Here is a 25,994-nt window from a genome sequence, read left to right on the forward strand (position 1 = left end):
GCGGCGCGGTGCCTCCATGCTTGCCGCGCATGCCTTCCATAGCGCGTCGCCGCGCGCCTTGCGAGCCCTGTGGGGTGGCTCAGCCGCGCGCGGAGTTCTTGCTGGTCAGGATGCGCTCCCAGGCGAGTGCGTCGGCAACGATCTGGTCGAGATCGTCGCGCTGCGGCGTCCAGCCGAGTTCCGCCCGGGCAAGGTCCGAATTGGCGACCACCGCAGCGGCATCTCCGGGACGCCGGTCGCCCATCTTCACCTCGAAATCGCGGCCAAAGGCGCGCCGAACGCTGTCGATGACCTCAAGCACCGAATAGCCATGGCTATAGCCGCAATTGGCGACGAGGCTCTGTCCCCCGGCGCGCAGTCGCTGCAGCGCCAGGCGATGCGCGGCTGCCAGGTCGCTGACATGGATATAGTCGCGCATGCAGGTGCCGTCCGGCGTCGGGTAATCGGTGCCGAACACCTGCATGAACGGGCGCTTGCCGAGCGCAGTCTCGCAGGCAACCTTGATGAGATGCGTGGCGCCCGGCGTCGACTGGCCGGTGCGACCCCTGGGATCGGCGCCGGCGACGTTGAAATAGCGCAGCGCCGTGTAACGGATGTCGTGCGCGAGGCCGGCATCGCGCAACATCCACTCGCTCATCAGCTTGGACAGCCCATAGGGCGATTCCGGCGCCAGGCGGGCATCCTCGCGCACCGGCTCCAGCCCGGCGCCGCCATAAACGGCGGCGGTCGAGGAAAAGATGAAATGCGGCACGCCCTCGCGCACCGCGGTTTCAATCAGCGTGCGCGTCTTTGAGGTGTTGTTCTCGTAGTAGGCGAGCGGGTCGGCGACCGATTCGGGGACCACGATGGAACCGGCGAAATGGATGATGGCATCGACCTTGTTCTCCCGGATGATCGATCCGACCAATTCCTTGTCGGCGACATCGCCGACGACCAGCTTTGCCTCCGGCGCCACCGCCCATTCGAAGCCGGTGGAAAGGCGGTCGAGCACGACCACGCTTTCGCCCGCATCCAGCAATTCCCAGACCATGTGGCTGCCGATATAGCCAGCGCCGCCTGTCACCAAAACCGTCATCCGCATCCTCGCATCTCAAGATTTATCGGAAACTGTCTCAACCACCGCCTTACTGGAAAGCCTGCCATATGGCCATTAGAACCCTCGGTAACCGGCGTTCACCAAATGTGGCATCGTGCTGAAACAAAAGTGATCCACAAAGCGTGTCGTGGGGTGGGAATAGGCCACGATCCGCGATCGTTAGGAACAGGTGCGGGGCGTGGCATTTTGACCAAAACGGCCCGGTGGACGACCAATAGGCCAATGATTATGATCCCGCGCAAAATTGGGAAGCCGACATGAACTACCAGCGGTTCTTCGAAGAAGCGATCGACCAGCTCCACGCGGAGCGTCGCTATCGTGTCTTCGCCGACCTCGAGCGTATCGCGGGCAAGTTTCCGCGCGCCATCTGGCGCGCAGGCGGCCGCGCCGAGGAAATCACCGTCTGGTGCTCCAACGACTATCTCGGCATGGGCCAGCATCCAGACGTCATCGCCGCGTTCCAGGACGCGGCCGGCAAGATGGGGTCGGGCGCCGGCGGCACCCGCAACATTTCCGGCACCTCCAACCCGCTGGTCGAGCTCGAGCATGAGCTTGCCGACCTGCACGGCAAGGACGCGGCCCTGGTCTTCACCTCCGGCTTCGTCTCCAACGAAGCCTCGATCTCGACCATTGCCCGGCTTCTGCCCAATTGCCTGATCATCTCGGACGAACTGAACCACGCCTCGATGATCGAAGGCGTTAGGCGCTCCGGCGCAGAGAAGAAGATTTTCCGGCACAATGACGTCGCGCATCTGGAGAACCTGCTGCAGGCGGCGGGGCGCGAACGCGCCAAGCTGATCGTCTTCGAGAGCGTCTATTCGATGGACGGCGACATCGCGCCGATCCGGGAGATCGTCGAGCTCGCCGAGCACTACAACGCCATGACCTATATCGACGAGGTGCATGCGGTGGGCATGTACGGACCGCGCGGCGGCGGCATCACCGAGCGCGAGGGCCTGGCCGACCGCATCGACATCATCGAAGGCACGCTCGCCAAGGCGTTCGGCACGTTGGGCGGCTACATCACCGGCACCAGTGCCGTCATCGACGCGGTGCGCTCCTATGCGCCGGGCTTCATCTTCACCACGGCGCTGCCGCCGGCGATCGCGGCCGCGGCCACCACCTCGATCCGCCATCTCAAGCACTCGCAGGCCGAGCGTGACGCCCAGCAGCAGCAGGCGAGCCGAACCAAGCAGATCCTGTCGGCGGCCGGCCTGCCGGTGATGGAGTCGCCAACCCATATCGTGCCGCTGCTGGTCGGCGATCCGGAACTCTGCAAGATGGCCAGCGACCGCCTGCTTGGCGTGCACGGCATCTACATCCAGCCGATCAACTACCCGACCGTGCCGCGCGGCACCGAGCGGCTGCGCATCACGCCGACACCGTTCCATTCCGATCGACTGATCGCCGAACTGCAGGATGCGCTGGTCGAGACATGGGATGCGCTCGGCATTCCCTACGGCTCGGCAGGACGCCCCGCCGTCGCCAAGAGCGACCGGGTCATTCCGCTGCTGGTGCCCAAGTCAGGCGGCTGAAGCCTGTTTGAAACTCTGTTCGACTGTCGGCCGACGTATGTCGACTAGACAGTCTTCATCCATTTCGCCAGGCGGTGCGCGGCTTCCTCGAGTTGATCGAGGCGGCGGTGGAAGCACAGCCGCAGGAAGGCTTCGCCGCCGGGACCGAAAGCGGTGCCCGGCGCCAGGCCGACATTGGCCTTGTCGACGATGTCGAAGGCCGCGGTGCGGGAATCGGTGATGCCGTCGACGGTGAAGAACAGATAGAACGCGCCCTGCGGCACGGTAAACCGAGCGCGGCCGGTGGCGCCGAGAATGCCGCAAACCAGGTCACGCGCCTTCCTCGCCCGCTCCACCTGTTCGGCGACGAAGCCATCGCCCTCGTCAAGGGCAGCGACCGCGCCGCGCTGCATGAACTGGGCTACGCCGGAATTCGAATATTGGATCAGGTTCTCGAACACCTGCTGCAGGCTCGGATGCGTCTTGATCCAGCCGACACGCCAACCGGTCATCGCCCAGTTCTTGGAAAAGGAGTTGACGAACAGGATGCGGTCTTCCTCCGTGGCGATGTCGAGGAAGGATGGCGCACGGCCATGACCATAGTGGAACAGCGAATAGATCTCGTCGGCGATGATCCAGACGTTCTTGGCGCGCGCCAGGTCGAGGATCGCCTGCAAGGTCTCGTGATCGGCGGTCCAGCCGGTCGGGTTCGACGGCGTGTTGATGAACAACGCCCTGGTGCGCGGCGTGATCGCCGCGGCGATCTTCTCGACGTCGCAAGACCAGCCATTGCCGGAATGATCGAGAGTGACCGGCACCGGAACGGCGCCTGACAGGGCGGCAGCAGCGTCGAAATTCGGCCAGGCGGGCGAGAGATAGATCACCTCATCGCCAGCGCCGGCGAGGGCGGTAAGGGACATCTGGATGGCATGCATGCCGGATCCGGTGACGATGAATTGCTCCTCCGGGAACGTCTTGCCGAAATGCCTGGCATAGTAGCGTGCCAGCGCCTGCCTGAGATCGGGGATACCCCTCTGCCAGGTGTAGAACGTCTCGCCGCCCGCCAGCGCCTTCGACGCGGCATCGGTGATGAAGGCGGGTGTCGGCAGGTCGCCCTCGCCGGCCCAGAGCGGGATCAGCCCCTCGCGCAGGCGGCCGTAGTTGACGACGGCGACAATGCCGCTTTCCGGTGCGGCGCGGGCTTCGGCGCGAAAGCTATCGATCAGGCTCATGTACAGATCCGTTTTCCCTTAGAGCAGTTTACCGTTTCGCGGAAACGCAAACCGCTCCAACTCTTTGTTTTAACGCAACTCCGGACGGAAAACCGTTTCATACGTTTCCTGGAATTGCTCTAGGCTTGCCGCTCTTTACCAGATACGAAAACAGAAAACCCCAGCCGCGAACGACCGGGGTTTTGGTCCAGCAATGGCTGGCTGAACTATCGCTTGGCGAGCAGATCGCGGATTTCGGTGAGCAGCGCGACATCGGCGGGGGGCGGTGCGGCCGGGGCAGCCGGCTTCTCGCGCTCGAGCCGCCGGCGCAGATTGTTCACCCCCTTGACCATCAGGAAAATGACAAAGGCGATGATCAGGAAATTCAACGCCACCGTGATGAAGCTGCCATAGGCGAAGACCGCACCTTGCTTGCGCGCATCTTCCAGATTGGTGGCCGTCACATTGTGCGACAGGCCAATGAAGTAGTTGTTGAAATCGACCCCTCCGAGCGCGCCGATGAAAGGCATGATGACATCGTCGACCAGCGAAGTGACGATCTTGCCGAACGCAGCGCCGATGATGACGCCGACGGCCAAGTCCATCACATTACCCTTGGAAATGAATTCCTGGAATTCTTTCAGCATTCGACCCTCCTTGTCATGACCAGCCGCGCTGCCGTTCCGTCCTTGCGGCATCGACCCGGCGACAACATAACAAAAACCTGAAGTTGCAACATGGGCAAAAAGGAGAAAGCAACCGCTTTCTCCTTCCGTGACGGCAATACGAACTTCCTCCTGAATCTTGCACCCGCTCATGCTGCCAAAGCCGCAATGGACTCCAGGCCCAAGCTGTGATTGCGTTCGAGTAAGCCGGATGGAAAGACGGCAGAGGAGGAAATTCCAGGCGTGCAAGGCTTGTTCATCGTCTTCATCGCGATCGCCTATGTGACGTTGCTGTTCGCCATCGCCAGCCTGGGCGACCGCCGCTCGGCCATCTCCGGGCCTGGTCGTGCGCGACCCTTCATCTATGCACTCAGCCTGGCCATCTATTGCACCTCGTGGACCTTCTTCGGCTCGGTCGGCCTCTCCTCCGAACGCGGCCTCGAATTCCTCGGCATCTATACCGGCCCGGTGCTGGTGTTCGTGTTCGGCTTTCCGCTGCTCAACCGCATCGTGCGGCTGGCCAAGACCGAGAAGATCACCTCGATCGCCGACTTCCTCGGCGCGCGCTACGGCAAAAGCTTCACCGTCGCGGCGATCGCCACGCTGATCGCCACCATCGGGGCGGTTCCCTATATCGCGCTGCAGCTGAAGGCGATTTCCGGCTCGGTCAGCCTGATGGTCGAGCACTATACGGGATCGCCCCCTTCCTTCGATCCGTTCGTCAGCGACATATCGCTGGTCGTCGCCATGCTGCTGGCCTTGTTTGCCGTCTTGTTCGGCACCCGCCACGCCGACGCCACCGAGCATCAGGACGGGCTGGTGCTGGCGGTGGCGGTCGAAACCGTGGTCAAGCTCGCCGCCTTCCTGGCGATCGGCCTGATGGTCACCTTCCTGATCTTCGGCGGCCCGGGCGACATGTTCGCCAAGCTGGCGCAGAATGGACAGGTGCGCCAGGCGATGGGCTACAACACCTCGCTCGCCACCTGGCTGGTGCTGACCACCTTGAGCGGCTTTGCCATCGTCATGCTGCCGCGGCAGTTCTACGTCACCATTGTCGAGAACCGCGGCGAAGCCGAGCTGCGCACCGCGACCTGGGTGTTTCCACTCTACCTCGTGGCGATCAACCTGTTCGTGCTGCCGATCGCCTTTGCCGGCCTGTCGCTGGTCGGCACCGGCACCAGCAGCGATCTCTACGTGCTGTCGCTGCCCCTGTTCAGCGGCCACGACGTGCTCGCAATGGCGGCCTTCATCGGCGGCCTGTCGGCGGCAACGGCCATGGTGATCGTCGAAAGCGTGGCGCTCTCGATCATGATCTCCAACGACCTCGTCATTCCGCTGTTCGTGCGCCGCCTGCTCAAGACCTCGACCTCCGAGAACGAGGACTGGTCGACGCTCATCCTCAATGTGCGGCGCGGGGCTATCTTCATCCTGTTGTTCATCGCCTTCCTCTACTACCGCCAAAGCACCAACAGCGCGCGGCTGTCGTCGATCGGGCTGATGTCCTTCGCGGCCATCGCGCAGTTCGCGCCGGCGCTGATCGGCGGGCTGATCTGGCGCGGCGCCAATGGCAGGGGTGCCGCGCTCGGCATGGTCGCCGGCATCATCGTCTGGGGCTACACGCTGCTCCTGCCCTCGCTTGTCGCGCCCGACACCGACATCGTCGTGCACGGGCTCTTCGGCTTCGAGGCGCTGCGCCCGCAAGCCCTGTTCGGCACGGTGGCCGAACCGCTGAACCACGGCGTGTTGTGGAGCCTGTCGATCAACACGCTGTTCTTCGTCCTTGGTTCGCTGTCGCGCGCGTCGGTGCCGCTGGAGCGCATCCAGGCGTCGATCTTCGTGCCGAGGGATGCCGGTCCGATGCCGAGCCTGCGCCGCTTCCGCACCGCCATCACCGTCAACGACCTCAAGGACGCGATCGCGCGCTACCTCGGCGTCGAGCGCACCGAGCGTTCCTTCCAGTCGTTCGAGAAGACCAACGGCACCTCGCTGCACGGCAAGGAACAGGCGAGCATGGACGTCATCCGCTTCTCCGAGCAGCTTTTGGCCAGCGCCGTCGGCTCCTCCTCGGCGCGGCTGATCCTGTCGCTGCTCTTCCGGCGCCATGACCGCGAATCCCGCGATGCCTTCCGCCTGCTCGATGACGCCACCGAGGCGCTGCAGCACAATCGCGACCTCCTGCAGATCGCGCTTGACCAGATGGAGCAAGGCATCACCGTCTTCGACCGGGATTTCCGCCTGATCTGCTGGAACCGCCAATACCGGACGCTGTTCGACCTGCCCGACGAGATGGGTCAGGTCGGCGTCTCGCTCGACCAGATCCTGCGCCATCTCGCCGCGCGCGGCGACATCCCCGCCGACCAGCGCGTGACGATGCTCAACCGGCTGACCAGCTTCGTCAGCCCCTGGCAGATGGAACTGAAGACCAGCGGCCGCATCCTGGAGCTGCGCTCCAATCCGATGCCGGATGGCGGCATCGTCGCCACCTATGCCGACATTTCGGGGCGCGTCGAACAGGATCTGGCGCTGAAGCGCGCCAACGAATCGCTGGAGCAGCGCGTGAAAACCCGCACCATCGAGCTGACCAGGGTCAACGAGGAGTTGACCCGGGTCAACGAGGAACTGGCGCAGGCGCAGATGCTGGCCGAGGAGGCCAATCTCGGCAAGACGCGCTTCCTCGCCGCCGCCGGCCACGACATCCTCCAACCCTTAAACGCCGCCCGGCTCTATTGCTCCTCGCTGATCGAGAAGGCCGGCAAGGGACCGGCCGGCAAGGCGGCCATCAACATCGAATCCTCGCTGGAATCGGTCGAGACCATTTTGGGCGCCGTGCTCGACATCTCGCGCCTCGATGCCGGCGCGATGAAGCCGGACGATACCGCCTTCAACCTCGACGGATTGCTGCGCCAGATCGGCAATGATTTTCGGCCAATGGCCGCCGAGAAAAAGCTCGGCCTGACGATCATGCCATCGTCGCTGACGGTGGTGACCGACCGCAATCTGCTGCGCCGGCTGATCCAGAACCTCGTCTCCAACGCGATCAAATATACCCGCCAGGGCCGCATCCTGGTCGGCGTGCGGCGGCGCGGCGAACTGGCGGAAATCCAGGTGATCGATACCGGCATCGGCATTGCCGGCGAGAAGCTGAACACGGTCTTCCATGAGTTCACCCGGCTCGATGAAGGCGCGCGCGAAGCCGAAGGGCTCGGCCTTGGCCTCTCCATCGTCGACCGTATCGCCCGGGTGCTTCGGCTGGAAATCCGCATCTTCTCCAATCCGGGCAAGGGCACGCGCTTTTCCGTCATCCTGCCCGTCGCGGCGGTGCAGGAGCCGCGACGCGAGGTCGAAACCAAGGCTCCAGCCCGTGCCGCGGCTTCGCTCGCCGGCCTGCATGTGCTCTGTATCGACAATGACGCCCGCATCCTCGAGGGCATGCGGCTGTTGCTCGAAGGCTGGGGATGCAAGGTCGACACGGTGTCCGGCTCACGCGATCTGGAGAACGCTGCAATACACCGCCCGGATATCGTGCTTGCCGACTACCATCTCGACGGCGAAACCGGCCTGGACATCATCGCCCGGCTGCGGGCGACCCATGGTAACGACGTGGCCGCCGTGCTGGTCACCGCCGACCGGTCCAACGAGGTGCGGGCGGCGGCGGCCGGGCTCGAGATTGCGGTGATCAACAAGCCGCTGAAACCGGCGGTGCTGCGCTCGATGATGGCCAGGGTCAGGCCGCTGGCATCGGCGGCGGAGTGACGCCAACGGACCGGCCGGCCACGACTGGCGATCTCAGGCCCCGTGCCCCAGACTCCTGAGGTAGGCGCAGAACATATCGGCTATCGCGTCGGAATAGGTCTCGATCTCCGCCGGCATTCGCGGGCTTGCCGAAAAATCCCGTCCCGCCGCGCTGAGCATCGTCATGATCAGTTCGCCAGCCAAGGCCCGGGTGGCATCCGGGGCCTCGGGCAGTGTTTCCCGCATGAATATCTCGACCGTGCGCTCCGCCGAAGCCCTCGCCTCTTGAGCCTCTGGTGCGTCCCGATAAAGCGGCGCGGCATCGTCGAGCGCGCCGCGCACCGCCGCTTCTTCACATTCCGAGCGGAGAAAGGCATGCACCAGGAGACGCAGCCGTTCGAGCGGCGGCTTCTCGACCTCCTGGAGAATTCGGCACAGCAGGTCGGTGGTTTGCTGCCATTCGTCGCTCTGCAGCCGGAACAGAAGTGCGGCCTTGTTGGGGAAATATTGATAGAGCGAGCCGACGCTGACCCCGGCCTTTTCCGCAACGCGCGTGGTGGTGAAACGCTGCGCTCCTTCCTTCTCCAAAACCTGAACAGCCGCGTGCAAAATCGCCGCGACAAGGTCCGTGGCACGAGCCTGTTTGGGCTGTTTTCGTGAGGAAATCAAAGGACTTGAGCGTCCGGTCATGTCTCGGCCCGGCAATGCGAATTGGAAACCTGAAGGATTATTCGTATTTTTCGGCACAACACAAGACGCAGCCATTTCGACCGGAGACTTCCATGACGACGCTGACCAATGCCCCGCTGGCCCCCCTGCTCGCCCGTCTGTACGAGGAAGCCAATGCCGCGACCAGTCCTGCGGCGGCGGCACTCTCGCACGAAGAGCGCTCCCGCCTGCTCAACAGCAAGACCGAATATGTCGATTTCTACGGACGGCTGAAGGACCTCTGGCTGGCGATCTCGCCGGAGACCGGCACGCTGCTCTACATGCTGGCGCGCAGCAGCGGCGCGCGCATCATCATGGAGTTCGGCACCTCGTTCGGCATCTCGACGCTCTATCTTGCGGCAGCGCTGCGCGACAATGGCGGCGGCCGCCTGATCACCACCGAATTCGAACCGTCCAAGGTGATGCGCGCAAAGGCCAATCTGACCGAGGGCGGCCTCATCGACCTGGTCGAGATCCGCGAGGGAGACGCGCTTGAAACGCTGAGCGCCGACCTGCCTGAGACGATCGACCTTTTGCTGCTCGACGGCGCCAAGGCGATCTATCCGGAGATCCTAAGCCTGGTCGAGAGCCGGCTCAGGCCGGGTGCGCTGGTCATCGCCGACAATGCCGATTTCTCGCCCGAATATCTCGAACGGGTGCGTTCGCCGGCGTCGGGCTACATGTCCACGCCGTTCGGCGAGGACGTCGAATTGTCCGTGCGGCTCGGCTGAACGCTTCCATCGCCGCAGGGGATTCAACCACGCGGCTCAAATCTCCATGTCGCTCCAGGCGGCCGTAGGCGTTTACGTCAATCAACGCGCAAACCCCGGGCCTTCGACAACGACAGTCGAGGCCAGCATGCGCAGGTGACGTCATGATCAACACGCTTCTTTCCTCCTGGCGCGCAGCCCCGCGCCCAGCCCTGTTGGGGCTTCTGCTGTTCTTCTGCGCCGGTTTCGCCGATGGCGCGCTCGTGCCTTTCTTTCCGCTCTGGGCGAGCAGCGAGGCGGGCATTCCCGTTGGCGCGATCGGCCTGCTGTTCGGCTGCTATGCCGGCGGCGAACTTCTGGCGGCGCCGCTGATCGGCGGCATCGCCGACCGGGTCGGCCGGCGGCCAGTGCTGATTGCCTCGTCGCTCGGCGTCGGCGCCGGCTTCCTGGCCCTCTTCTTCGTGCACGGCGTCGCCGTTACCACGCTCGTTCTGCCTCTGACCGGCATGTGCGAGTCGGTGCTTCATCCGACGATCCTGACCGCGATCGCCGACGTGACCGCGCCATCCGCCCATCCGCGCTGGTTCAGCCTGGCGCGCGTGAGTTCAAGCGCCGGGCAGATCCTGGGACCGGCTTGTGGCGCCCTGCTTGCGCTCATGTCGCTGCGCAGCGTTTTCCTCGCTGGCGGCACGATGCTTGTGCTGGGCGGCATCGTGATGTTCTTCGCCCTCACCGAGACGATCGGCACCGGCCGCGCCACGGGCGACGATCCCCACGACGATGAAGACGAAGAGGAAGGCCTGTCCGCGCTGCTCCCGGCGTTCCGCGACGGCCGGCTGGCCAAGCTCCTGCTCTGGGTCGTGCTGTTCGAGGTCGCCGGCAACTGGATCGAGGCGGTGATCCCGCTTTACGCGCAAGATGCCGGGACGCTGACGCCAACCGGCGTCGGCGCGCTGTTCGCCTATGCCGCCGCGCTGACGGTCGGCCTGCAGATGCTGGTCAGCCGCATGGTCGAGGCACGATCGGCGCTGTGGCTGACAGTCGGTGCCGGCCTTGCGACGATCCTCGCCTTTGCGCTGCTTGCCGCCTCGCCGGCGATGCTGGCGCTCATCGGAGCCGTCAGCCTGTGCTCGATCGCGCAGATGCTGGCAGGGCCACTGGTGCCGACCGCCGTCAATGCGCTGGCGCCGCCCGCTCGACGCGCCTCCTACATGGCGGCTTCGTCGGTGGCGGTCGACCTCAAGGACTCGCTTGGGCCTTCGATCGGCACGGCGCTCTACGCGCTGGCGCCGCGCCTGCCCTGGATCGCCGGCATTCCGCTGGTGGCGATCGCATCGCTCGGCCTTGGCGCCGCCATCGGCCGCGCGCGCAATCCTTCGCGGCCGATCGAGGAGGATGCCGCGCCGCAACTGGGCTCAGCCGTCGAAAACTATCGCTGAGACATTCGGCGTCATCGCGCAAACCCGGGTCGACAGCCTCAGACGAGACTGTCGACCATCCGCGAATTGCGGAACCGGGGCTTCGCGCCGTTGGCCGCCGGCGACGGACGATGCTCGCGAAAGGCCATGGCAAGGGTGCGCAATGCATCGCGCGATTGAGCGTCCGAGAGCGTGGACAAGAGCATGATCTCCGACGCCGGCAGCGGCGGCAGGCCGAATTTACGGCTGACCTCGATGGTGCCGGGTGGAACCAGGCGAGACGAGAAGGCCCCGGCTGCGAGGCCGGCGGAAAACGGCCTCGGCAACGGCGAAGGAGCCGCAGCCGAGGAAAACCTGCGTCCACGGTATTCCAACCGCATCGAGAGTGCCGGTGATGACGTCGCGGATGCTGCAGGAAGGCGCGGAGGCCGCCAGCCGCAGTGGCTCGCCGGCGCGGTAGACGAAATCCGGCGTGGCGTACCAGCCGAAATGTTCGGGCGCCAGCACCTCCCCGTCGCGGCGGTCGTCCTCGCGCCGGACGATCGCGGCATCGAGGTCGCCACGATCGAACGCAGCGATCAACTCGCGCGTATCGTCGAGCCGCACCTCGATGGTCAAGGCCGGATCATGCGCATTGAGGCGCGCCAGCAAGGTCGGCACTTCGGCACCGCCGACATGGGTGGCAATGCCCAGCCGAAAGCGGCGGCGAACGGCGGCGAGACTGGCGACGGCACGGTCGTGCGCGGCGAGCAGCTCGCGCGCCGGTTCGAGGAACACCGCACCACGCCCTGAAAGGCGCACCAATCGCGGCGTCCGCTCGATCAGCTTCTGCCCCACCCGATCCTCAAGTCGCTTCAACTTGACGCTGATTGCACCTTGGGTGCTGCCAAGCGCCTCGGCCGCGCGGGTAAAACTGCGCAGCTCGGCGACGGCGACGAAAGCTTTTACCGCATCTACGTCCAGCGTCATGTCAGCTATCTCGTTTTGTTGTTTCTGAAATAGCCAACCATGCAATTCCAAAATGATCAAGCCTCGCCTACCCTGGTCATCAGCTCCAGCGAGCCGCCCTTGCGGGCCTGCCGGTGCCGTCCACAGATCGAAAGGTTGAATCATGCCTACTGCCCTGACCCGTCGAGGCATCGTCGTTCTGTCTGCCGCCTGCCTGGCGTGCCTGATGTTCGGGCTGGAGATCTCAAGCGTTCCCACCATCCTGCCGACATTGGAGCAAGAACTGCATGCCGACTTCAGGCAATTGCAATGGGTGATGAACGCTTACACGATCGCGGTCACCACCGTGCTGATGGCGGTCGGCACCATCGCGGACCGTTATGGACGCAAGCGCGTCTTCCTGGTTTCCATCGCCGCCTTCGGGCTGACATCGCTGATCTGCGGCCTGGCGGACGACGTATCGACCTTGATCATCGCCAGGTTCCTGCAGGGTTTGAGCGGCGGCGCAATGCTGATCTGCCAGCTCGCCGTGCTGTCGCACGAATTCAGGGAAGGGCGTGAGCGCGCCGTCGCCTGGGGCTGGTGGGGCGTCATCTTCGGTGTCGGCCTCGGCTTCGGCCCCATCATCGGCGGTGGCATCGTCGCGGCCTCGAGCTGGGAATGGGTGTTCCTTGTCCACGTGCCGGCAGCGGCCGGGGCGTTCGTGCTGGCCTGGACAGGCGTCCACGAATCGAAGGACCCGCAGGCGGGTAAGCTCGACCTGGCCGGCATCGTGACGCTGTCGCCGTCGGTCTTCTGCCTGGTCTTCTACATCACGCAGGGACCGGATCTCGGTTTCGCCAGTCCGGCGGCGCTGTCGATCCTCGGCATCTCCGTTGCGAGCTTCATCGCCTTCCTCATCGCCGAGCGGGTCAGCAAGCGTCCGATGTTCGACTTCTCGGTCTTCCGGATCCGGCCGTTTTCCGGCGCGATCGCCGGTTCGGCGGCGATGAACCTCTCCTATTGGCCGTTCATGATCTACCTGCCGATCTGGTTCCATGCCGGGCTCGGCTATGACAGCGTCTCCACCGGTCTGGCCTTGCTTGCCTACACGCTGCCGACGCTCGTCATGCCGCCCTTGGCGGAGCGGCTTTCGCTGCGCTACCAGCCCGGCATCATCATTCCGGCGGGGCTCGCCATCATCGGCGTCGGTTTCATCCTGATGAAGCTCGGCAGCGCCGCCGCGCGGCCGGATTGGCTGACGATGCTGCCCGGCTGCCTGATCGCCGGAACCGGTCTTGGGATCACCAACACGCCCGTCACCAACACGACGACAGGCTCCGTTTCGAGCGATCGGGCGGGCATGGCCTCGGGCATCGACATGAGCGCCCGCATGGTTTCGCTGGCGGTGAACATAGCGCTGATGGGCTTTATCCTGGCGAGCGGCGTGCTGGCGCATCTGCGCACAGCGCTGCCCGACCTCGACGCCGGCCAGCTGCGTCTCTTCGCCGACGGGATCGCCGCCGGAAATCCCAACCCCGGGTGATGCTCTATGGCGGCATCGGCGTCTGGATCGTGGCCGCCATCAGCTTCGTGAGCTTCAGCGCCCGGCCGGGGCGCGCAGAGGTCCAGTGTCCGGATTGAACGGGCGACGCAGACATTCAGTTGTTGGTCTGCAACGGGTCGCTGCCGATCTTGGACAGAAGAATCACCGCCTGGGTGCGGCTGTCGACGCCGAGCTTCTGCAGGATGGCCGAGACATGCGCCTTGATCGTCGCCTCGGAAACACCGAGCTCATAGGCGATCTGCTTGTTGAGCAAGCCTTCAGCCAGCATGCCGAGCACGCGGGTCTGCTGCGGCGTCAACGCCTGCAGCCGCTTGATCAGATCCGATATTTCGGGATCGCGCTCGACACCGAGATCGACGCCGACGGGCGCCGCGATGTCGCCGGCCAGCACCGATTGCACGGCGTCGCGGATCTCCTCCATGCTGGCCGATTTGGATATGAAGCCGGATGCGCCAAGATCGAGCGCGCGCCGGATGGTCGCCGGGTCGTCATGCGCCGAGACCACGATAAGCGGCACCGCAGGATGAATGCCGCGCAGCGAGATCAGGCCGGAGAGGCCGCTGGCGCCCGGCATCGACAAATCGAGGAGCACCAGATCGACATCCTCATTGGCCACGACCAATGCCTTGGCGCTTTCGAAATCACCGGCCTCGTGAATGGCGGCGACATTGCCGATGCCGGCAAGCGCTTCGCGCAGCGCGCCGCGAAACAGCGGGTGATCGTCGGCGATGACGAAAGAATAGCCTGACGGCAAATGTTCCTCCCCGAATCCCGTCGATGATTTTTAAGCTTTTCGGGACCAGTCGGACGATTATGAGGGGCCGCGCGCTGTTTTCAAGCGGCAAAACCAGCGCGCCGCGTTTTCCCTACTTCGCAAAATCAAAGTACTACGGCGTCCTTTGCGCGTCCAAAAGGACGCGCGGCGCTGTCGGAAGCTCAGGTCTTCTGCGAATTGAGCTGGGCGCCGCCGCCATTGTCCTTGTCCATATCCTTGACGATACCCATGAAGCCGCGCAGGAAGCGCTCCATGTAGCTCATCGTCTTGTTGAAATCCTCCTCGCTCGGCAGTTTCGATTCGAGGCGGGCGGAGAGCGAATTCTCCAGCTTGGTGACGCGCTCGTCCATTGCCTTCATCGAGGTCTGCAGGCGATCGATTTCGTCCTGGAAAGCGGCGCGTTCGTCGGCCGCAACCTTGCAGACGAGCTGGCCCGAGCGTTCCTCGCAGATCGACATCGCACCGGTCTGCGTGTCCATGCGGACATAGCCGTTGGCGGATTTTTCCAGCCGGTAGCGATCGGTTTCTTCCGAATAGGCTGAGGCCGCGACCAGTGAAACCAGCGCGGCGGGGATCAAGATGTGTTGCAGACGCATGTTGTCCTCCATGGCCAAGGCCTGAAATATCGCATGTTTGCGCCGGAAATGGGGAAGACCCTTGGCGTGGCCTTCCCCGCACGACTGGTTCGGACTATAGCGCAACCATGTCTCAGTTTATCTACAAGATAACCCCGCAAGCGCCTTGGCGCGAGGCCGAAGCCAGTGGCCGATTCACCGGCGCGCCGATCGACATCGCCGACGGCTTCATCCATTTCTCCACGGCAGCGCAGGTCCGGGAAACCGCGGCAAAGCATTTTTCCGGCCAGACAGACCTTCTTTTGGTCGCCATCGATGGCGCCAGCCTGGGCGATGCGCTGAAATACGAGGTTTCGCGCGGCGGCGCGCTGTTTCCGCATCTCTACGGCGTGCTGGAGCTGAAAGCCGTCAAATGGGTGCGGCCGCTGCCGCTCGGTGCCGATGGCGCGCATCAATTCCCGCCGCTGGAGGGGCAATGAGCGTGCTCGACCGGCTCGGCCAGAAGCTGCTGTTCACCTTCGATCCGGAAACCGCGCACGGCCTGTCGATCGCCGCGCTACGCTGCGGCCTGCCGGCCGGCGCGCGGACAGTGCGCGACGCCAGGCTGATGGTCAGCCTCTGCGGCCTCGATTTCCCCAACCCGCTCGGCATGGCGGCGGGCTATGACAAGAACGCCGAAGTGCCCGACGCGCTGCTTGGCCTCGGCTTCGGCTTTGCCGAGGTCGGCACCATCACGCCGCTGCCACAGGCCGGCAACCCGAAGCCGCGCATCTTCCGGCTGACGGCGGACGAAGCGGTGATCAACCGGCTGGGCTTCAACAATGAAGGCCATGCGGCGGCTGAAAAACGCCTTGCCGCGCGCAGAGGACGTTCCGGCATCGTCGGCGTCAACATCGGCGCCAACAAGGACAGCGCCGACCGCATTGGCGACTATGAGCGCGGCGTCGCGCTTTTCGCGCGCTACGCCAGCTATTTGACCGTGAACATCTCCTCGCCCAACACGCCCGGCCTGCGCAACATGCAGGCGCGCGAGCAGCTCGGCGAACTTCTGTCGCGTGCCATGGCCGCGCGTGCGTCGGCCGCAGCCCAGCCGCCCCTTTTCCTCAAGATCGCGCCGGATCTGGTCGAGGCCGAGCTGGAGGACATCGCCGCCGAGGTCGTTGAAAAACGGATCGACGGCATCATCGTCTCCAACACCACTATTTCGCGGCCGCCGCTGCGCAGCGGCGACGTTGCACGCGAAACCGGCGGCCTTTCGGGAAAACCGCTGTTCGAGCGCTCGACGGTCGTGCTGGCGAAGATGCGCAAGCTGGTCGGCCCGGGCATCGCCATAGTCGGCGTCGGCGGCGTCGATTCCGCGGAGACCGCGCTGGAGAAAATCCGCGCCGGGGCCGATCTGGTGCAGATCTACACCGGCATGATCTATGCCGGGCCCGCGCTGCCGGGCCGTATCGTCGCCGGCATGGCACGCTTTTGCGAGACGGAGCGGCTGAAGTCCATTCGCGAACTGCGCGACAGCCACCTTGATCGGTGGGCGTCCAAGCCGCTCAGCTGAACGCCGTCCGCACCCGCAGCCGCAAAATCGTGAGCAGGCTGAAACCCCGGGCCAGCAGGAAAACGTGCAGCGCCGCCCACAGGCCGTGATTGCCGAAGGCGGGCGCCAGCGTCAGCAGCGCGACGGCAAAGACCAGGAACGACAGCAGCATCATGTTGCGCATGTCGCGTGACCAGGTCGCGCCGATGAAGACGCCATCCATCTGGAACGCCAGCACGCCGCTCAGTGCAGTGAACGCCGCCCAGGGTAAGTAGATGTCGGCCACCGAGCGCACCTCCTGCGAGGTCGTGACGATGGCGACCAGATCGGCGCCTGCGGACAGCAGCACCAGGGTCGCGGCGCCGGCCAGCCCTAACCCCCAGAACAAGGTCAGCCGCACCGCCTGGCGGAAGGGTTGCTCGGCGCGCGCGCCGACGGCGCGGCCCGCGAGCTGTTCGGCTGCGGTGGCAAAACCATCGAGGAAATAGCCGGCGACAAGGAAGAAGTTCATCAAAACGGCGTTGGCTGCGAGCGTCACCGTGCCGAACTGCGCGCCCTGCCGGGTGAACAGCGCGAAGGCGGCAAGCAGCGAGAACGAGCGGATCATGATATCGCGGTTGAGCGACAGCATGCGCAGGAAGGCGGCCATGTCGAGCAGCCGATGGCGCGGCAAGGGCGGGGTCGCGCGGAAGCGGCGGATCACGATGGCGAGACCAAGCAGCATGGCCAGGAATTCGCCGGTGACGGTCGCCCAGGCGACGCCGGCAACACCCCAGCCAAGCTCCAGGCCAAGCAGGAAGCAGAGCGCTATGTTGATGCCGTTGAGCACCAGCTGCAGCACCAGGCCGAGCCCGCCCTCGCCACGCCCCAACACATAGCCGAGAATGGCGTAGTTGATCAGCGAGAACGGCGCGGCAAGCAGCCTGATCCTGATGTAGACGCCCATCGCTTCGCTGACGCGCGGTTCGGCGCCCATGAACCACTGGCCGCCGATGGCGATCAGCGGCGAAAGCGCCGCCAGCACGATGCCGGCAACGACCGCGATCAGCACGGCGCGCCAGAACACCGCCTGCTCCTCCAGCGCGTCGCCACGTCCGAAAGCCTGGGCGACGAGGCCGGTGGTGCCCGAACGCAGGAAATTGAAGCTGGTGAAGACGACGTCGAAAACAAGCGCGCCCGCCGCAAGGCCGCCGAGAAGAGCCGCGTCGCCGAACTGGCCGACGACAGCCGTATCGACAAGGCCGAGCATCGGCGTGGTCAGATAGGCGAGCGTCATCGGTACCGCTATGGCGAGCACGGAACGGTTGGTGACGACAAAAGCTCTGGCGTCGGCTAGAGTTGCGCCCTTGTCCAAGGGATTGCGGCCTTGCTGATTTGCGGCTTGATCGAAGAGCCGATGTGCCCCATTTTCCGGCCACCGCGCAATCATTCTTCCCGATGGCCAACCGAAATCCCGGTCTGGCGCGAAGCCGCTGGATTCCGTTCATGGCCTTGCAGATCGTCCACCACCCCGACTACGACGCCGGCTTTGCCACCAACCATCGCTTCCCGATGAGCAAGTACCCGTTGCTGATGGAGGCCTTGCTCGCACGCGGGCTGGCCGGGCCTGATGCGCTCAACACCGCGGACCCGGCACCGGCGTCATGGCTGAAGCTTGCCCATGCGGCCGACTATGTCGACCAGGTCATCAATTGTTCGGTGCCGGAAAAAATCGAACGCGAGATCGGCTTCCCGGTAGGCCCGCGCGTTTCGCTGCGCGCGCAGCTTGCCACCGGCGGCACGATACTGGCGGCGCGGCTCGCCTTGCGCCACGGCATCGCCTGCAACACAGCAGGCGGCAGCCATCATGCGCGGCGCGCGCAAGGCGCCGGCTTCTGCACCTTCAACGACGTCGCCGTGGCCTCGCTGGTGCTGCTCGATGAGGGTGCCGCACAAGACATCCTGGTCGTCGATCTCGACGTGCATCAGGGCGACGGCACGGCGGATATTCTGGGCGACGAGCCAGCTGTGTTCACCTTCTCCATGCATGGCGAGCGCAACTATCCCGTGCGCAAGATCGCCTCCGATCTCGACATCGCGCTTCCGGACGGCACCGGAGACGCCGCCTATCTCCGGAGGCTGGCCACGATCCTGCCGGAGCTGTCGGCCCGGGCGCGCTGGGACATCGTTTTCTACAATGCCGGCGTCGACGTCCATGCCGAGGACCGGCTTGGCAGGCTGGCGCTTTCCAATGACGGCCTGCGCGCCCGTGACGAGATGGTCATCGGCCAGTTTCGTGCGCTCGGCATTCCGGTGTGCGGCGTCATCGGCGGCGGCTACTCCACGGATGTGCCGGCCCTTGCCGCACGGCACGCCATCCTGTTCGAGGTCGCGTCGGCCTACGCCTAGATTCCTCTAAAAGTCATTTCCGATAGTTGGCGATCCTGATCAGGATGAAAGCCGGCACGACGATCGCGGCACCAAGCAGGATGTAACCGAGGAAGCGGTCAATGGCGTGGAAGCCCAGGTTCCAGAGGTCGATGAAGAACTTCTGGATGCCGTAGAAGACGTCCATCGGCGACCAGCCGAAGGCATTCATGACAAGGCCGACGAGGAACGACACCACCAGCAGCTTCAGGATCACCCTGAGCGGCGAGTCGCCGAGAAAGCGCGTCAGTGCGGACAAGGTCGTCTCCCGATTGAGATGCCCGGACTCATGGGCACGGCCCAGAGATACGTGCTTGGCGGCCATCCATCAAGCCGGCGCGGTTTGTACCCGGGAAAGCCCACGACAGGTGTTCGAGACTCCGAGCCTCAGACGGCCCGAAATTCTTAAAAATAGGTAAACAGAATCATTTTAATTTGTTGAAAATAAAGCATAAAGTCGTGATTTTCCAATTCTACGCAATGTGCGTGCAATTTTCACCTGCGAGACAGTCGATGTCTTTCAGGTGACTGGTTGCGCGGCGCTCCGACCCCCCTACCACTGCTGGCAAACGCCAGTTTCAGGACCGTGCTGCCATCCCTGAAAGACACCAAACCGGAGCCCGGCCACCCGAAGGTCAAGCTCCCCGGGAGTTAACCTGCGTGTCGATTGCTGGATGCGCGTTTGTGCTGGAGTAATGCTGTGTCCTCTCGAGTAAAGATCGTCCTGACGGCGGCTAGCCTCGCCTATTGCCTTCTCGGGCCGGCGATGGCCGCCGACCTTTCACCCACCTACAACGAGCCGCCCGCCTTCCAGTGGAGCGGCGCCTATGTCGGCGTCCATGGCGGCACGGCATTCACCGGAATGCCAAACCCGTTTGCAGGCCGCAATGGCTTCAGCGGCGGCGTCCAGGCCGGCTACAACCAGCAGATGGGTCCCGCAGTTCTCGGCGCCGAGATCGAAGGCTCCTATCTGGGTGGCGCCGAACACGATGTCCAAGGCGGCAAGATCAAGGAGAAATGGCGCGGTGCCGCCAAGGCCAAGGCAGGATTGAGCTTCGACCAGACGCTGCTGTTTGGCACCGGCGGCGTTGCCCTGACCAAATTCGACAAGAGCGACAACGTCAGCAGCGTCGATGGATGGAAGGTCGGCTATCTTCTGGGCGCCGGCATCGAGCAGGGCTTCGCCGGCGGGCTGTCCGCCAAGGTCGAGTACGACTATGTCCGCACCCCCGGCGTCGAGACGACATCGGCTCTTGGCACGTCGAAGACGACGATCGGCAGCCATGAACTGAAGGCCGGCATCAATTACCGGTTCTAGTACGGGCGAACCGGATAGCGCGATGCCGCCGAGCATCGCGCAATCCGGTGCCTGGACATACATCGCGCAGCGGCTTTTTCCGCGATGGCGCCCCTTCCCACGCCTCGCTGCAATGTCGATGCAATCTTCGCGATCTAGGTCCGCGCGTGAATCTTCACTATGGGAATCTGTTCCGATATGTCCACGCTTGGCGCCAGCCTCCTGACACGGGCCTCGAAGGTCGTCTTCATCGCAATCGCGCTCGCGGGCTGTGCCTCCGACATCATGAAGAACTATGTCGGGCAGCCGGTCGAATCGGTTGTCCTCGATTATGGTCCGCCAACGGCGATCGTCGACCTTGGCCGGGGAGAGCGCGCCTATCAGTGGCGCAAGGTGTCGACGTCGGCGGTTTCCGGGACATCGAGCGGCGAGGTTCGCGAGACAAAACACGGAACCGTCTATGAAGAGACCGAGACGCCCGGCTATATCGAGCGCCAGGAATGCTTCTACACATTCTATGCCCGCGCTTCCGGCGGCCGCTGGTTCATCACCAATTTCCGCCAGCCAAAGCTCGAATGCGAATGAATTGCCGCGGCCGCAGACCCCGACCGGCCGCGGATAAAGGAGAATATTCATGCGCGTCCTGTTGATCGAGGACGAACCGGAAATGGCCTCCGTGCTGAAGGCCGCTCTCGAGCGTGTGGACATCGTCGTCGACCATGCCGCGACATTGGCCGATGCCGAGGCGATGGCCCGCCTGGGCTATCACGACGCGGTGGTGCTGGACCGCCGGCTGCCGGATGGCGACGGTCTCAGCCTCATACCGCGCCTGCGTGCCTTGCATCTGGATGTGCCCGTCATCGCATTGACGGCGATGAGTGGGTTGGACGACCGGGTCGCCGGGCTCGATGCCGGCGCCGACGATTACATGGTCAAGCCCTTCGCCACGGTGGAACTCGTCGCGCGGCTTCATGCCTTGCACCGGCGCTCGTTCACCTCGCGCGCCAACCAGACGATGGTCGGCCGCCTCACCTATGATTTCCGCCATCGCGAGGCGCTGGTCGAGGACCAGGCGCTCGATCTGCCGCGGCGCGAAAGGCTGGTGCTTGAAACGCTGATCCGCCGGCCGGGCCGGACCATCATGCGCGGCGCGCTTGAAGAGGCCGTCTACGCGCTCGACGACGAGATCGGCTCCAATGCGCTCGATGCGCATATTTCGCGGCTGCGCCGCAAGCTCGACGATGTCGCCGCCGGCATCGAGATCCGGGCGATCCGCAACCTCGGCTATCTCTTGCGGGCGGTCTCGTGAAGAAGGTCCGCACACGCTCGCTGCAATGGATCCTGGTTCGGCGGCTGATCCTGCTGCAGGCGGCGACGCTCCTCATCTTCATCGTGCTTTGCGTGGCAGCGCTCTGGATCGCCAATCCGAGCTTGCTGATCGACAACGAGGCCGCCGTCGCGGCCGTCAAGGATGCCGTCGACCGGGACAAGGACGGCAGGCTGATCGTGCGTGAAACGGAAGAACTCACAGCGTTTCGCGTGAGCTTCCCCAATGTCTGGTACCTGGTTCGCGATGGCAATGGCGAGAGCGTCCGTGCCGGCAACATACCCGACATCTACACCAAGGGCTTCGGCGAAGTGCTTGGCGGGGCCGATCACGCCACGATCGGGTTCTCCGACAAGGACATGCGGCCGGAAGCGTACATTGAAAACGCTTCGACCAGGGCCGGCACTGTGCAGATCATCGCCGCGACGCAGTCGTCGCGCCAGCAAACCGACGGCCTCGAGATCAACATCTCGGCCACCGTCGAAGTCGCCCGCAATCCGGACGGCAGCAGGAACTGGGAGCGCGCCCTGCCGGCGCTCGCGCTCGTCATCGCGATCCTGCTTTTGCCCATCACCGTCGTCATGGGCGCGACGACGCTGGTGACGACGCCAGCCGTGGTGCGCCGTTCCTTTGCCGGCCTTGTCGAAACGGTCCGCCAGGCGGCGCGAATCGACATCGGCACCAGGGCCATGCAATTGCCGGTCAAGCAAGTGCCACAGGAAATCGCTCCACTCGTGCACGCCTTCAACGAGGCGCTTGCCCGCCTCGCCCAGGGCTACGACCGCCACAACCGCTTCCTCACCGACGCGGCGCATGAACTGCGCACGCCGATCGCCATCCTGCGCACGCGCGCCGAATTGCTGAAGCAGGAGCCGCAGAGCTCGCGCCTGCTGCGTGACATCGAACGCCTGTCGCATCTTGCCCAGCAGCTGCTCGACCACCAGTTGCTCGACCGCCCGTCGGACCAGCGCCAGGTCGTCGATCTCGACGATCTCGTCAGCCGGGTGGCGGCCGACTTCGCACCGCTCGCCATCGAGGCTGGCTATGACCTCGCCTTCGAGCCGTCGCCAAACAAGGCCCGAGTAGAGATCAATGTCCTGCAGATCGAGCGGGCGCTCGCCAACCTCGTGCGCAACGCAATCGAGCATGGCGGCGGCAGCGGCACGATCACGATCGCCATCGACGAGGCCGGCGGCATCGAGGTGCGCGACGAAGGGCCGGGCATTCCCGCGGAAGAGCGCGAGAACGTGTTCGAGCCCTTCTACCGCTTGCAACCGCAGTCGCGCGGCGCGGGGCTGGGGCTGAACCTCGCGCGGCAGATCGCGCTGCTGCATGACGGGACGATCCGCATCCTGACGGGCTCATGGCGCGGCGCCCGCATCCGCATGGAGTTGCCGGTGCGTTCGTGACGTGCCGAGCCCATCGCGTCGGCCGGCCGAAAGGCGCCATGTCGATCCCCGGCTTATCTGTTTTCTAACCAATTGCCGCTATTGCCATTCCAAGAGCGGGAGCCAGGCTTTGGTGGGAACGGGAAAAATCGGCGCGCACCGCGCGGTCACGCTGTCGGTCGTCGTGCCATGCTACAACGAGCGCGACGGCGTGGCCGAGCTTCACCGGCGCGTCAGCGCCGTGTGTCTTGAGCAAAGCCGTTCCTACGAGATCGTGCTTGTCATCGATGGGGCGACCGACGGCACCCGCGAGGCCATTCTCGAACTGGCCAAAAAGGACGACCATGTGGTCGCCATCGACCTCGCCCGCAATTACGGCCACCAGATCGCCTTGAGCGCAGGGCTGGAGTTCTGCCGCGGCGAGCGCATCCTCATTCTCGACGCCGACCTCCAGGATCCGCCCGAACTGCTCGGCGCGATGATGGCGAAGATGGATGAAGGCTTCGATGTCGTCTACGGCCAGAGGGTGAAGCGCGACGGCGAAAGCTGGTTCAAGCTCGCTTCCGCCTCGATGTTCTACCGCCTGCTCGGCCGGATGGTCGATGTCGAGATCGCACCGGACTCCGGAGACTTCCGGCTGATGAGCCGCCGGGCACTCGACCATCTGAACGCGATGCCCGAACGTTACAGGTTCATTCGCGGCATGGTGAGCTGGATCGGCCTGAGGCAGGTCGCCTTCCCTTATGAAAGGCACCGGCGCTTTGCCGGCACCACCCACTATCCGCTGAAGAAGATGGTTCTTCTGGCGGTCGACGCGATGACCAGCTTTTCGATCGTGCCGCTGCGGTTTGCCTCGATGCTGGGGATGATGTTCGGCCTGCTCGGCCTGGTCGTGCTCGGCTATACGCTGCTCGAATGGTCCAGGGGCAACGTGGTGCCCGGCTGGACGAGCCTTGCGGCGATCATGCTGATCCTGGGCAGCGTCCAGCTTCTGGTACTCGGCATTTTCGGCGAGTATCTGGGCCGCATGTACATGGAGACGAAGCGGCGGCCGCTCTACTTCGTCAACGAGATCGTTTCGCGCGACCAGCCCGCCAAGGACGGCGACCTGCCCGTCCATCGCCTGCAGGAGATGGCGAAAAGAGCCGCGCGTGGCTGAGGCGAAGGGCGAGCGGATGCAACGGGAACGGCATGGGCAGGATGCGGTCGGCTCTTCCGTCTGATCTCTCGCGGATCCTGCGCTTTGGCGCCGTCGGGCTTATCAACACGGCGCTCGGCTATACGCTGATCCAGGCCGGGCTGGCTCTAGGCCTTAGCGATATCGTTTCCAATGCGACTGGCTTCGCCGCGGGTCTCACCCCAACAAATGCGAAATGGCCTAGAGCCGCGACACGAAGAACGCAGGCCACAGGAATCGTGGCGCCGACGCCGTCACCCGGAGCCGCGACATGAACCACGCCACAGCAATTGCGGCGGCTAGGCCGTCGCTCGGGGACGCGCAACGAATCAGGCTGATACTCTGTCTTCTGTGCGCCTGCCTGGTGGCCTATCTGCTTGCCACCCTGGCCAGCGCGATGCTTCAGGATCCCGACAGTTGGTGGCAAGTGAAGGTCGGACTGGACTTTCTGGAAAACCGGACGTTTCCCGTCGTCGACCCCTATTCCTATACGTTCGCCGGTCAGCCTTGGATCGCCAAGGAATGGCTGGGGCAGGTCTTTCTGGCCCTCGCTTACCGTGCCGGCGGCTGGAATGGCGTCGTCACACTGATCATCGCCACGATCAGCCTGACGGTCTTCCTGACGGGATGGTTCCTCAGCGCATGGCTGAAGCCGACACTGGCGATAGCGCTGGCCTTCGCCGCGGCTTTGCTGATCGCCCCGATCTATACGGCACGCCCACACGTCTTCACCTTGCCGATCATCGTCGTCTGGACGGCAATGCTGTTTCGCGCCGCCCAGGAAGAGAGAGCGCCGCCCCTGTGGCTGCTGGTGCTTGTGGTCTTGTGGGCCAACCTTCATGCCACGTTCACCCTGAGCTTCATCATCGCTGCCTTTGCCGGGCTCGATCTCCTGGCACGCTCGGGCCTGTCGAAACCCGCCCTTCTGGCAAAATGGGTTGCTTTTGGCCTGCTCTGCCCGCTGGTCAGCCTGATGCATCCCTATGGGGTGAAAGCCATCCTGGCGACGTTCACCGTGGCCTATGGCAACGAGGCGGTGCCACTCATCCTGGAGTGGCGGGCGTTCAACGCGCAGGAACAGATTTTCCAGGAAGCTGTGATGCTGTTGGCGCTTTTCGGACTTTTGGTATCGAGGCTGCGGATCGGCTGGGCCAAGGCGGTGTTCACCGTCTTCGCCTTGCATGTCTATCTCGCCCATCTCCGGTTTGTATATCTGCCCTTCCTGCTGATCCCCTTGGTGACAGCGGTCGAGGTCGCGCTGCAATATCCTTCGCTCTCTACCGCGGCCTGGCTGGCGGAAAAGCGTGACGGACTGGAAAGACTCTTCGCCAGCCGGTTTTACGCGATCTGCGGCGCAATGGCCGTCCTGCTGGTCGGTGCGGTCGTCATCCTCGGCAGTGCCTACCAGGTTGCGCCGAGCCCGAAGACAGCGGCCAGGGGCGCCCTCGCATACGCAAAGGATCACCAGCTTTCCGGCAACGTGCTGAATTCCTATAATTTCGGCGGCACGCTGATTTTCCACGGCATCAAGACCTACGTCGATGGCAGGACGGACCAGTTGTTCCTGGACGGCTTCACGACAGCCGACGACGCGACGGGACACAGCGACGGAAAACCGCTGCTCGAGGCCCAGCTGAAGAAATACGCCATCGGCTGGGCACTCCTTACATCAGACGATACCCGCATCCCCTTCTTCGCGGAGTTGGGCTGGAAGCGAGCCTATGCGGACGACGACGCCGTGATCTATCTGCCTCCCGGCGCCTGACTACAGCCGCCGTTCGAAACCGGTTTCGTCAGCGTTCGAAGCACTGGCATCCGCCTTGACATGGATGTTGCAGTGCAGCAAACTTGTGTTGCAGAGCACAGTCCGTGAAGCCCACGAGCCACGATTTTTCGAACGACGGGGACACGCCGCATGAGGAGCATGCCAGGTTCCGCCGCACGGCTGCCACGGGCCACGGCGTATG

Annotated in this window: 21 protein-coding genes and 2 pseudogenes; 14 read left to right on the top strand and 9 right to left on the bottom strand. The window is 64.2% G+C overall.

The genetic code is table 11. The annotated features are described in order from the left end of the window. Nucleotides 1-79 precede the first annotated feature (79 nt). Entirely contained in the window at nucleotides 80-1,075 is a 996-nt protein-coding gene (gene galE, locus QQK95_RS13835) for a UDP-glucose 4-epimerase GalE (protein ID WP_284273219.1), read from the bottom strand. Between the two features lie 278 nt (nucleotides 1,076-1,353). On the opposite strand from galE, the gene hemA reads away from it, so the two are divergent. Beyond that, nucleotides 1,354-2,631, top strand: coding sequence for a 5-aminolevulinate synthase (gene hemA, locus QQK95_RS13840; protein ID WP_284273222.1), 1,278 nt, complete (start codon nucleotides 1,354-1,356; stop codon nucleotides 2,629-2,631). Nucleotides 2,632-2,675: 44 nt separating this feature from the next. On the opposite strand, the gene QQK95_RS13845 is transcribed toward hemA, so the two are convergent. Both QQK95_RS13845 and mscL read right to left on the bottom strand, forming a co-directional pair. Further along, nucleotides 2,676-3,842 carry a pyridoxal phosphate-dependent aminotransferase gene (locus QQK95_RS13845; protein ID WP_284273224.1) on the bottom strand — a complete coding sequence of 389 codons (1,167 nt, stop codon included), beginning with the start codon at nucleotides 3,840-3,842 and terminating at the stop codon, nucleotides 2,676-2,678. A gap of 206 nt (nucleotides 3,843-4,048) precedes the next feature. Further along, nucleotides 4,049-4,468: a large conductance mechanosensitive channel protein MscL gene (gene mscL / locus QQK95_RS13850; RefSeq protein WP_027047745.1), complete on the bottom strand. Its 420-nt coding sequence runs from the start codon at nucleotides 4,466-4,468 to the stop codon at nucleotides 4,049-4,051. A 261-nt stretch (nucleotides 4,469-4,729) separates the two neighbouring features. Between mscL and QQK95_RS13855 the strand changes: the two genes are divergently transcribed. Next, entirely contained in the window at nucleotides 4,730-8,239 is a 3,510-nt protein-coding gene (locus tag QQK95_RS13855) for a PAS domain-containing hybrid sensor histidine kinase/response regulator (protein WP_284273226.1), read from the top strand. Nucleotides 8,240-8,272: 33 nt separating this feature from the next. Here QQK95_RS13855 and QQK95_RS13860 read toward each other — a convergent pair whose 3' ends face one another. Beyond that, on the bottom strand, nucleotides 8,273-8,908 hold the full coding sequence (locus tag QQK95_RS13860) for a TetR family transcriptional regulator (protein ID WP_284273228.1): 636 nt from the start codon (nucleotides 8,906-8,908) through the stop codon (nucleotides 8,273-8,275). Between the two features lie 92 nt (nucleotides 8,909-9,000). Between QQK95_RS13860 and QQK95_RS13865 the strand changes: the two genes are divergently transcribed. Together QQK95_RS13865 and QQK95_RS13870 are read left to right on the top strand one after the other, a co-directional pair. Next, a complete protein-coding gene (locus QQK95_RS13865; RefSeq protein ID WP_284273229.1) occupies nucleotides 9,001-9,657 on the top strand; it encodes an O-methyltransferase in 657 nt (218 codons plus the stop codon). A gap of 143 nt (nucleotides 9,658-9,800) precedes the next feature. Next, the gene (locus tag QQK95_RS13870) at nucleotides 9,801-11,075 is read left to right on the top strand and encodes an MDR family MFS transporter (RefSeq protein ID WP_284273258.1); all 1,275 of its coding nucleotides are present in this window, start codon (nucleotides 9,801-9,803) and stop codon (nucleotides 11,073-11,075) included. 38 nt (nucleotides 11,076-11,113) lie between these two features. Here the strand turns inward: QQK95_RS13870 and QQK95_RS13875 are convergent. After that, nucleotides 11,114-12,023: pseudogene (locus QQK95_RS13875) on the bottom strand (LysR family transcriptional regulator). Nucleotides 12,024-12,165: 142 nt separating this feature from the next. Between QQK95_RS13875 and QQK95_RS13880 the strand changes: the two are divergent. Then, nucleotides 12,166-13,625, top strand: a pseudogene (locus tag QQK95_RS13880) (MFS transporter). 17 nt (nucleotides 13,626-13,642) lie between these two features. On the opposite strand, the gene QQK95_RS13885 reads toward QQK95_RS13880, so the two are convergent. Then, nucleotides 13,643-14,302 (bottom strand): response regulator transcription factor, encoded by a 660-nt coding sequence (locus QQK95_RS13885; protein ID WP_284273260.1) that lies wholly within the window; start codon nucleotides 14,300-14,302, stop codon nucleotides 13,643-13,645. Between the two features lie 182 nt (nucleotides 14,303-14,484). Then, on the bottom strand, nucleotides 14,485-14,919 hold the full coding sequence (locus tag QQK95_RS13890; RefSeq protein ID WP_284273262.1) for a hypothetical protein: 435 nt from the start codon (nucleotides 14,917-14,919) through the stop codon (nucleotides 14,485-14,487). A 107-nt stretch (nucleotides 14,920-15,026) separates the two neighbouring features. Between QQK95_RS13890 and QQK95_RS13895 the strand changes: the two genes are divergently transcribed. Then, on the top strand, nucleotides 15,027-15,377 hold the full coding sequence (locus QQK95_RS13895) for a DUF952 domain-containing protein (RefSeq protein WP_284273265.1): 351 nt from the start codon (nucleotides 15,027-15,029) through the stop codon (nucleotides 15,375-15,377). After that, nucleotides 15,374-16,453, top strand: a complete 1,080-nt coding sequence (locus tag QQK95_RS13900; protein WP_284273267.1) for a quinone-dependent dihydroorotate dehydrogenase — start codon at nucleotides 15,374-15,376, stop codon at nucleotides 16,451-16,453. Before QQK95_RS13895 ends, QQK95_RS13900 begins: the two co-directional genes overlap by 4 nt. On the opposite strand, the gene QQK95_RS13905 is transcribed toward QQK95_RS13900, so the two are convergent. After that, nucleotides 16,446-17,786 carry an MATE family efflux transporter gene (locus QQK95_RS13905; RefSeq protein WP_284273269.1) on the bottom strand — a complete coding sequence of 447 codons (1,341 nt, stop codon included), beginning with the start codon at nucleotides 17,784-17,786 and terminating at the stop codon, nucleotides 16,446-16,448. The genes QQK95_RS13900 and QQK95_RS13905 overlap by 8 nt on opposite strands. A 131-nt stretch (nucleotides 17,787-17,917) precedes the next feature. Between QQK95_RS13905 and QQK95_RS13910 the strand changes: the two genes are divergently transcribed. Next, entirely contained in the window at nucleotides 17,918-18,820 is a 903-nt protein-coding gene (locus tag QQK95_RS13910) for a histone deacetylase family protein (RefSeq protein WP_284273271.1), read from the top strand. A 13-nt stretch (nucleotides 18,821-18,833) separates the two neighbouring features. Here the strand turns inward: QQK95_RS13910 and QQK95_RS13915 are convergent, their stop codons facing one another. Beyond that, entirely contained in the window at nucleotides 18,834-19,097 is a 264-nt protein-coding gene (locus QQK95_RS13915) for a DUF6460 domain-containing protein (RefSeq protein ID WP_284273273.1), read from the bottom strand. A 441-nt stretch (nucleotides 19,098-19,538) separates the two neighbouring features. On the opposite strand from QQK95_RS13915, the gene QQK95_RS13920 reads away from it, so the two are divergent. The 6 genes from QQK95_RS13920 to QQK95_RS13945 all read left to right on the top strand — a co-directional run bounded on the left by QQK95_RS13920 (nucleotide 19,539) and on the right by QQK95_RS13945 (nucleotide 25,792). Further along, nucleotides 19,539-20,156, top strand: a complete 618-nt coding sequence (locus QQK95_RS13920) for an outer membrane protein (protein ID WP_284273275.1) — start codon at nucleotides 19,539-19,541, stop codon at nucleotides 20,154-20,156. Nucleotides 20,157-20,333: 177 nt separating this feature from the next. After that, nucleotides 20,334-20,720, top strand: coding sequence for a hypothetical protein (locus QQK95_RS13925; RefSeq protein WP_284273277.1), 387 nt, complete (start codon nucleotides 20,334-20,336; stop codon nucleotides 20,718-20,720). Between the two features lie 49 nt (nucleotides 20,721-20,769). Then, a complete protein-coding gene (locus QQK95_RS13930; protein WP_284273279.1) occupies nucleotides 20,770-21,444 on the top strand; it encodes a response regulator transcription factor in 675 nt (224 codons plus the stop codon). Beyond that, the gene (locus QQK95_RS13935) at nucleotides 21,441-22,871 is read left to right on the top strand and encodes a sensor histidine kinase (protein WP_284273281.1); all 1,431 of its coding nucleotides are present in this window, start codon (nucleotides 21,441-21,443) and stop codon (nucleotides 22,869-22,871) included. Before QQK95_RS13930 ends, QQK95_RS13935 begins: the two co-directional genes overlap by 4 nt. A 112-nt stretch (nucleotides 22,872-22,983) precedes the next feature. After that, the gene (locus QQK95_RS13940) at nucleotides 22,984-24,009 is read left to right on the top strand and encodes a glycosyltransferase family 2 protein (RefSeq protein ID WP_284273283.1); all 1,026 of its coding nucleotides are present in this window, start codon (nucleotides 22,984-22,986) and stop codon (nucleotides 24,007-24,009) included. A 289-nt stretch (nucleotides 24,010-24,298) separates the two neighbouring features. Further along, nucleotides 24,299-25,792: a hypothetical protein gene (locus tag QQK95_RS13945; RefSeq protein WP_284273285.1), complete on the top strand. Its 1,494-nt coding sequence runs from the start codon at nucleotides 24,299-24,301 to the stop codon at nucleotides 25,790-25,792. The last annotated feature ends 202 nt before the right edge of the window (nucleotides 25,793-25,994 follow it).

The sequence above is a fragment of the Mesorhizobium huakuii genome (assembly GCF_030160235.1).
Lineage (GTDB): Bacteria > Pseudomonadota > Alphaproteobacteria > Rhizobiales > Rhizobiaceae > Mesorhizobium > Mesorhizobium huakuii.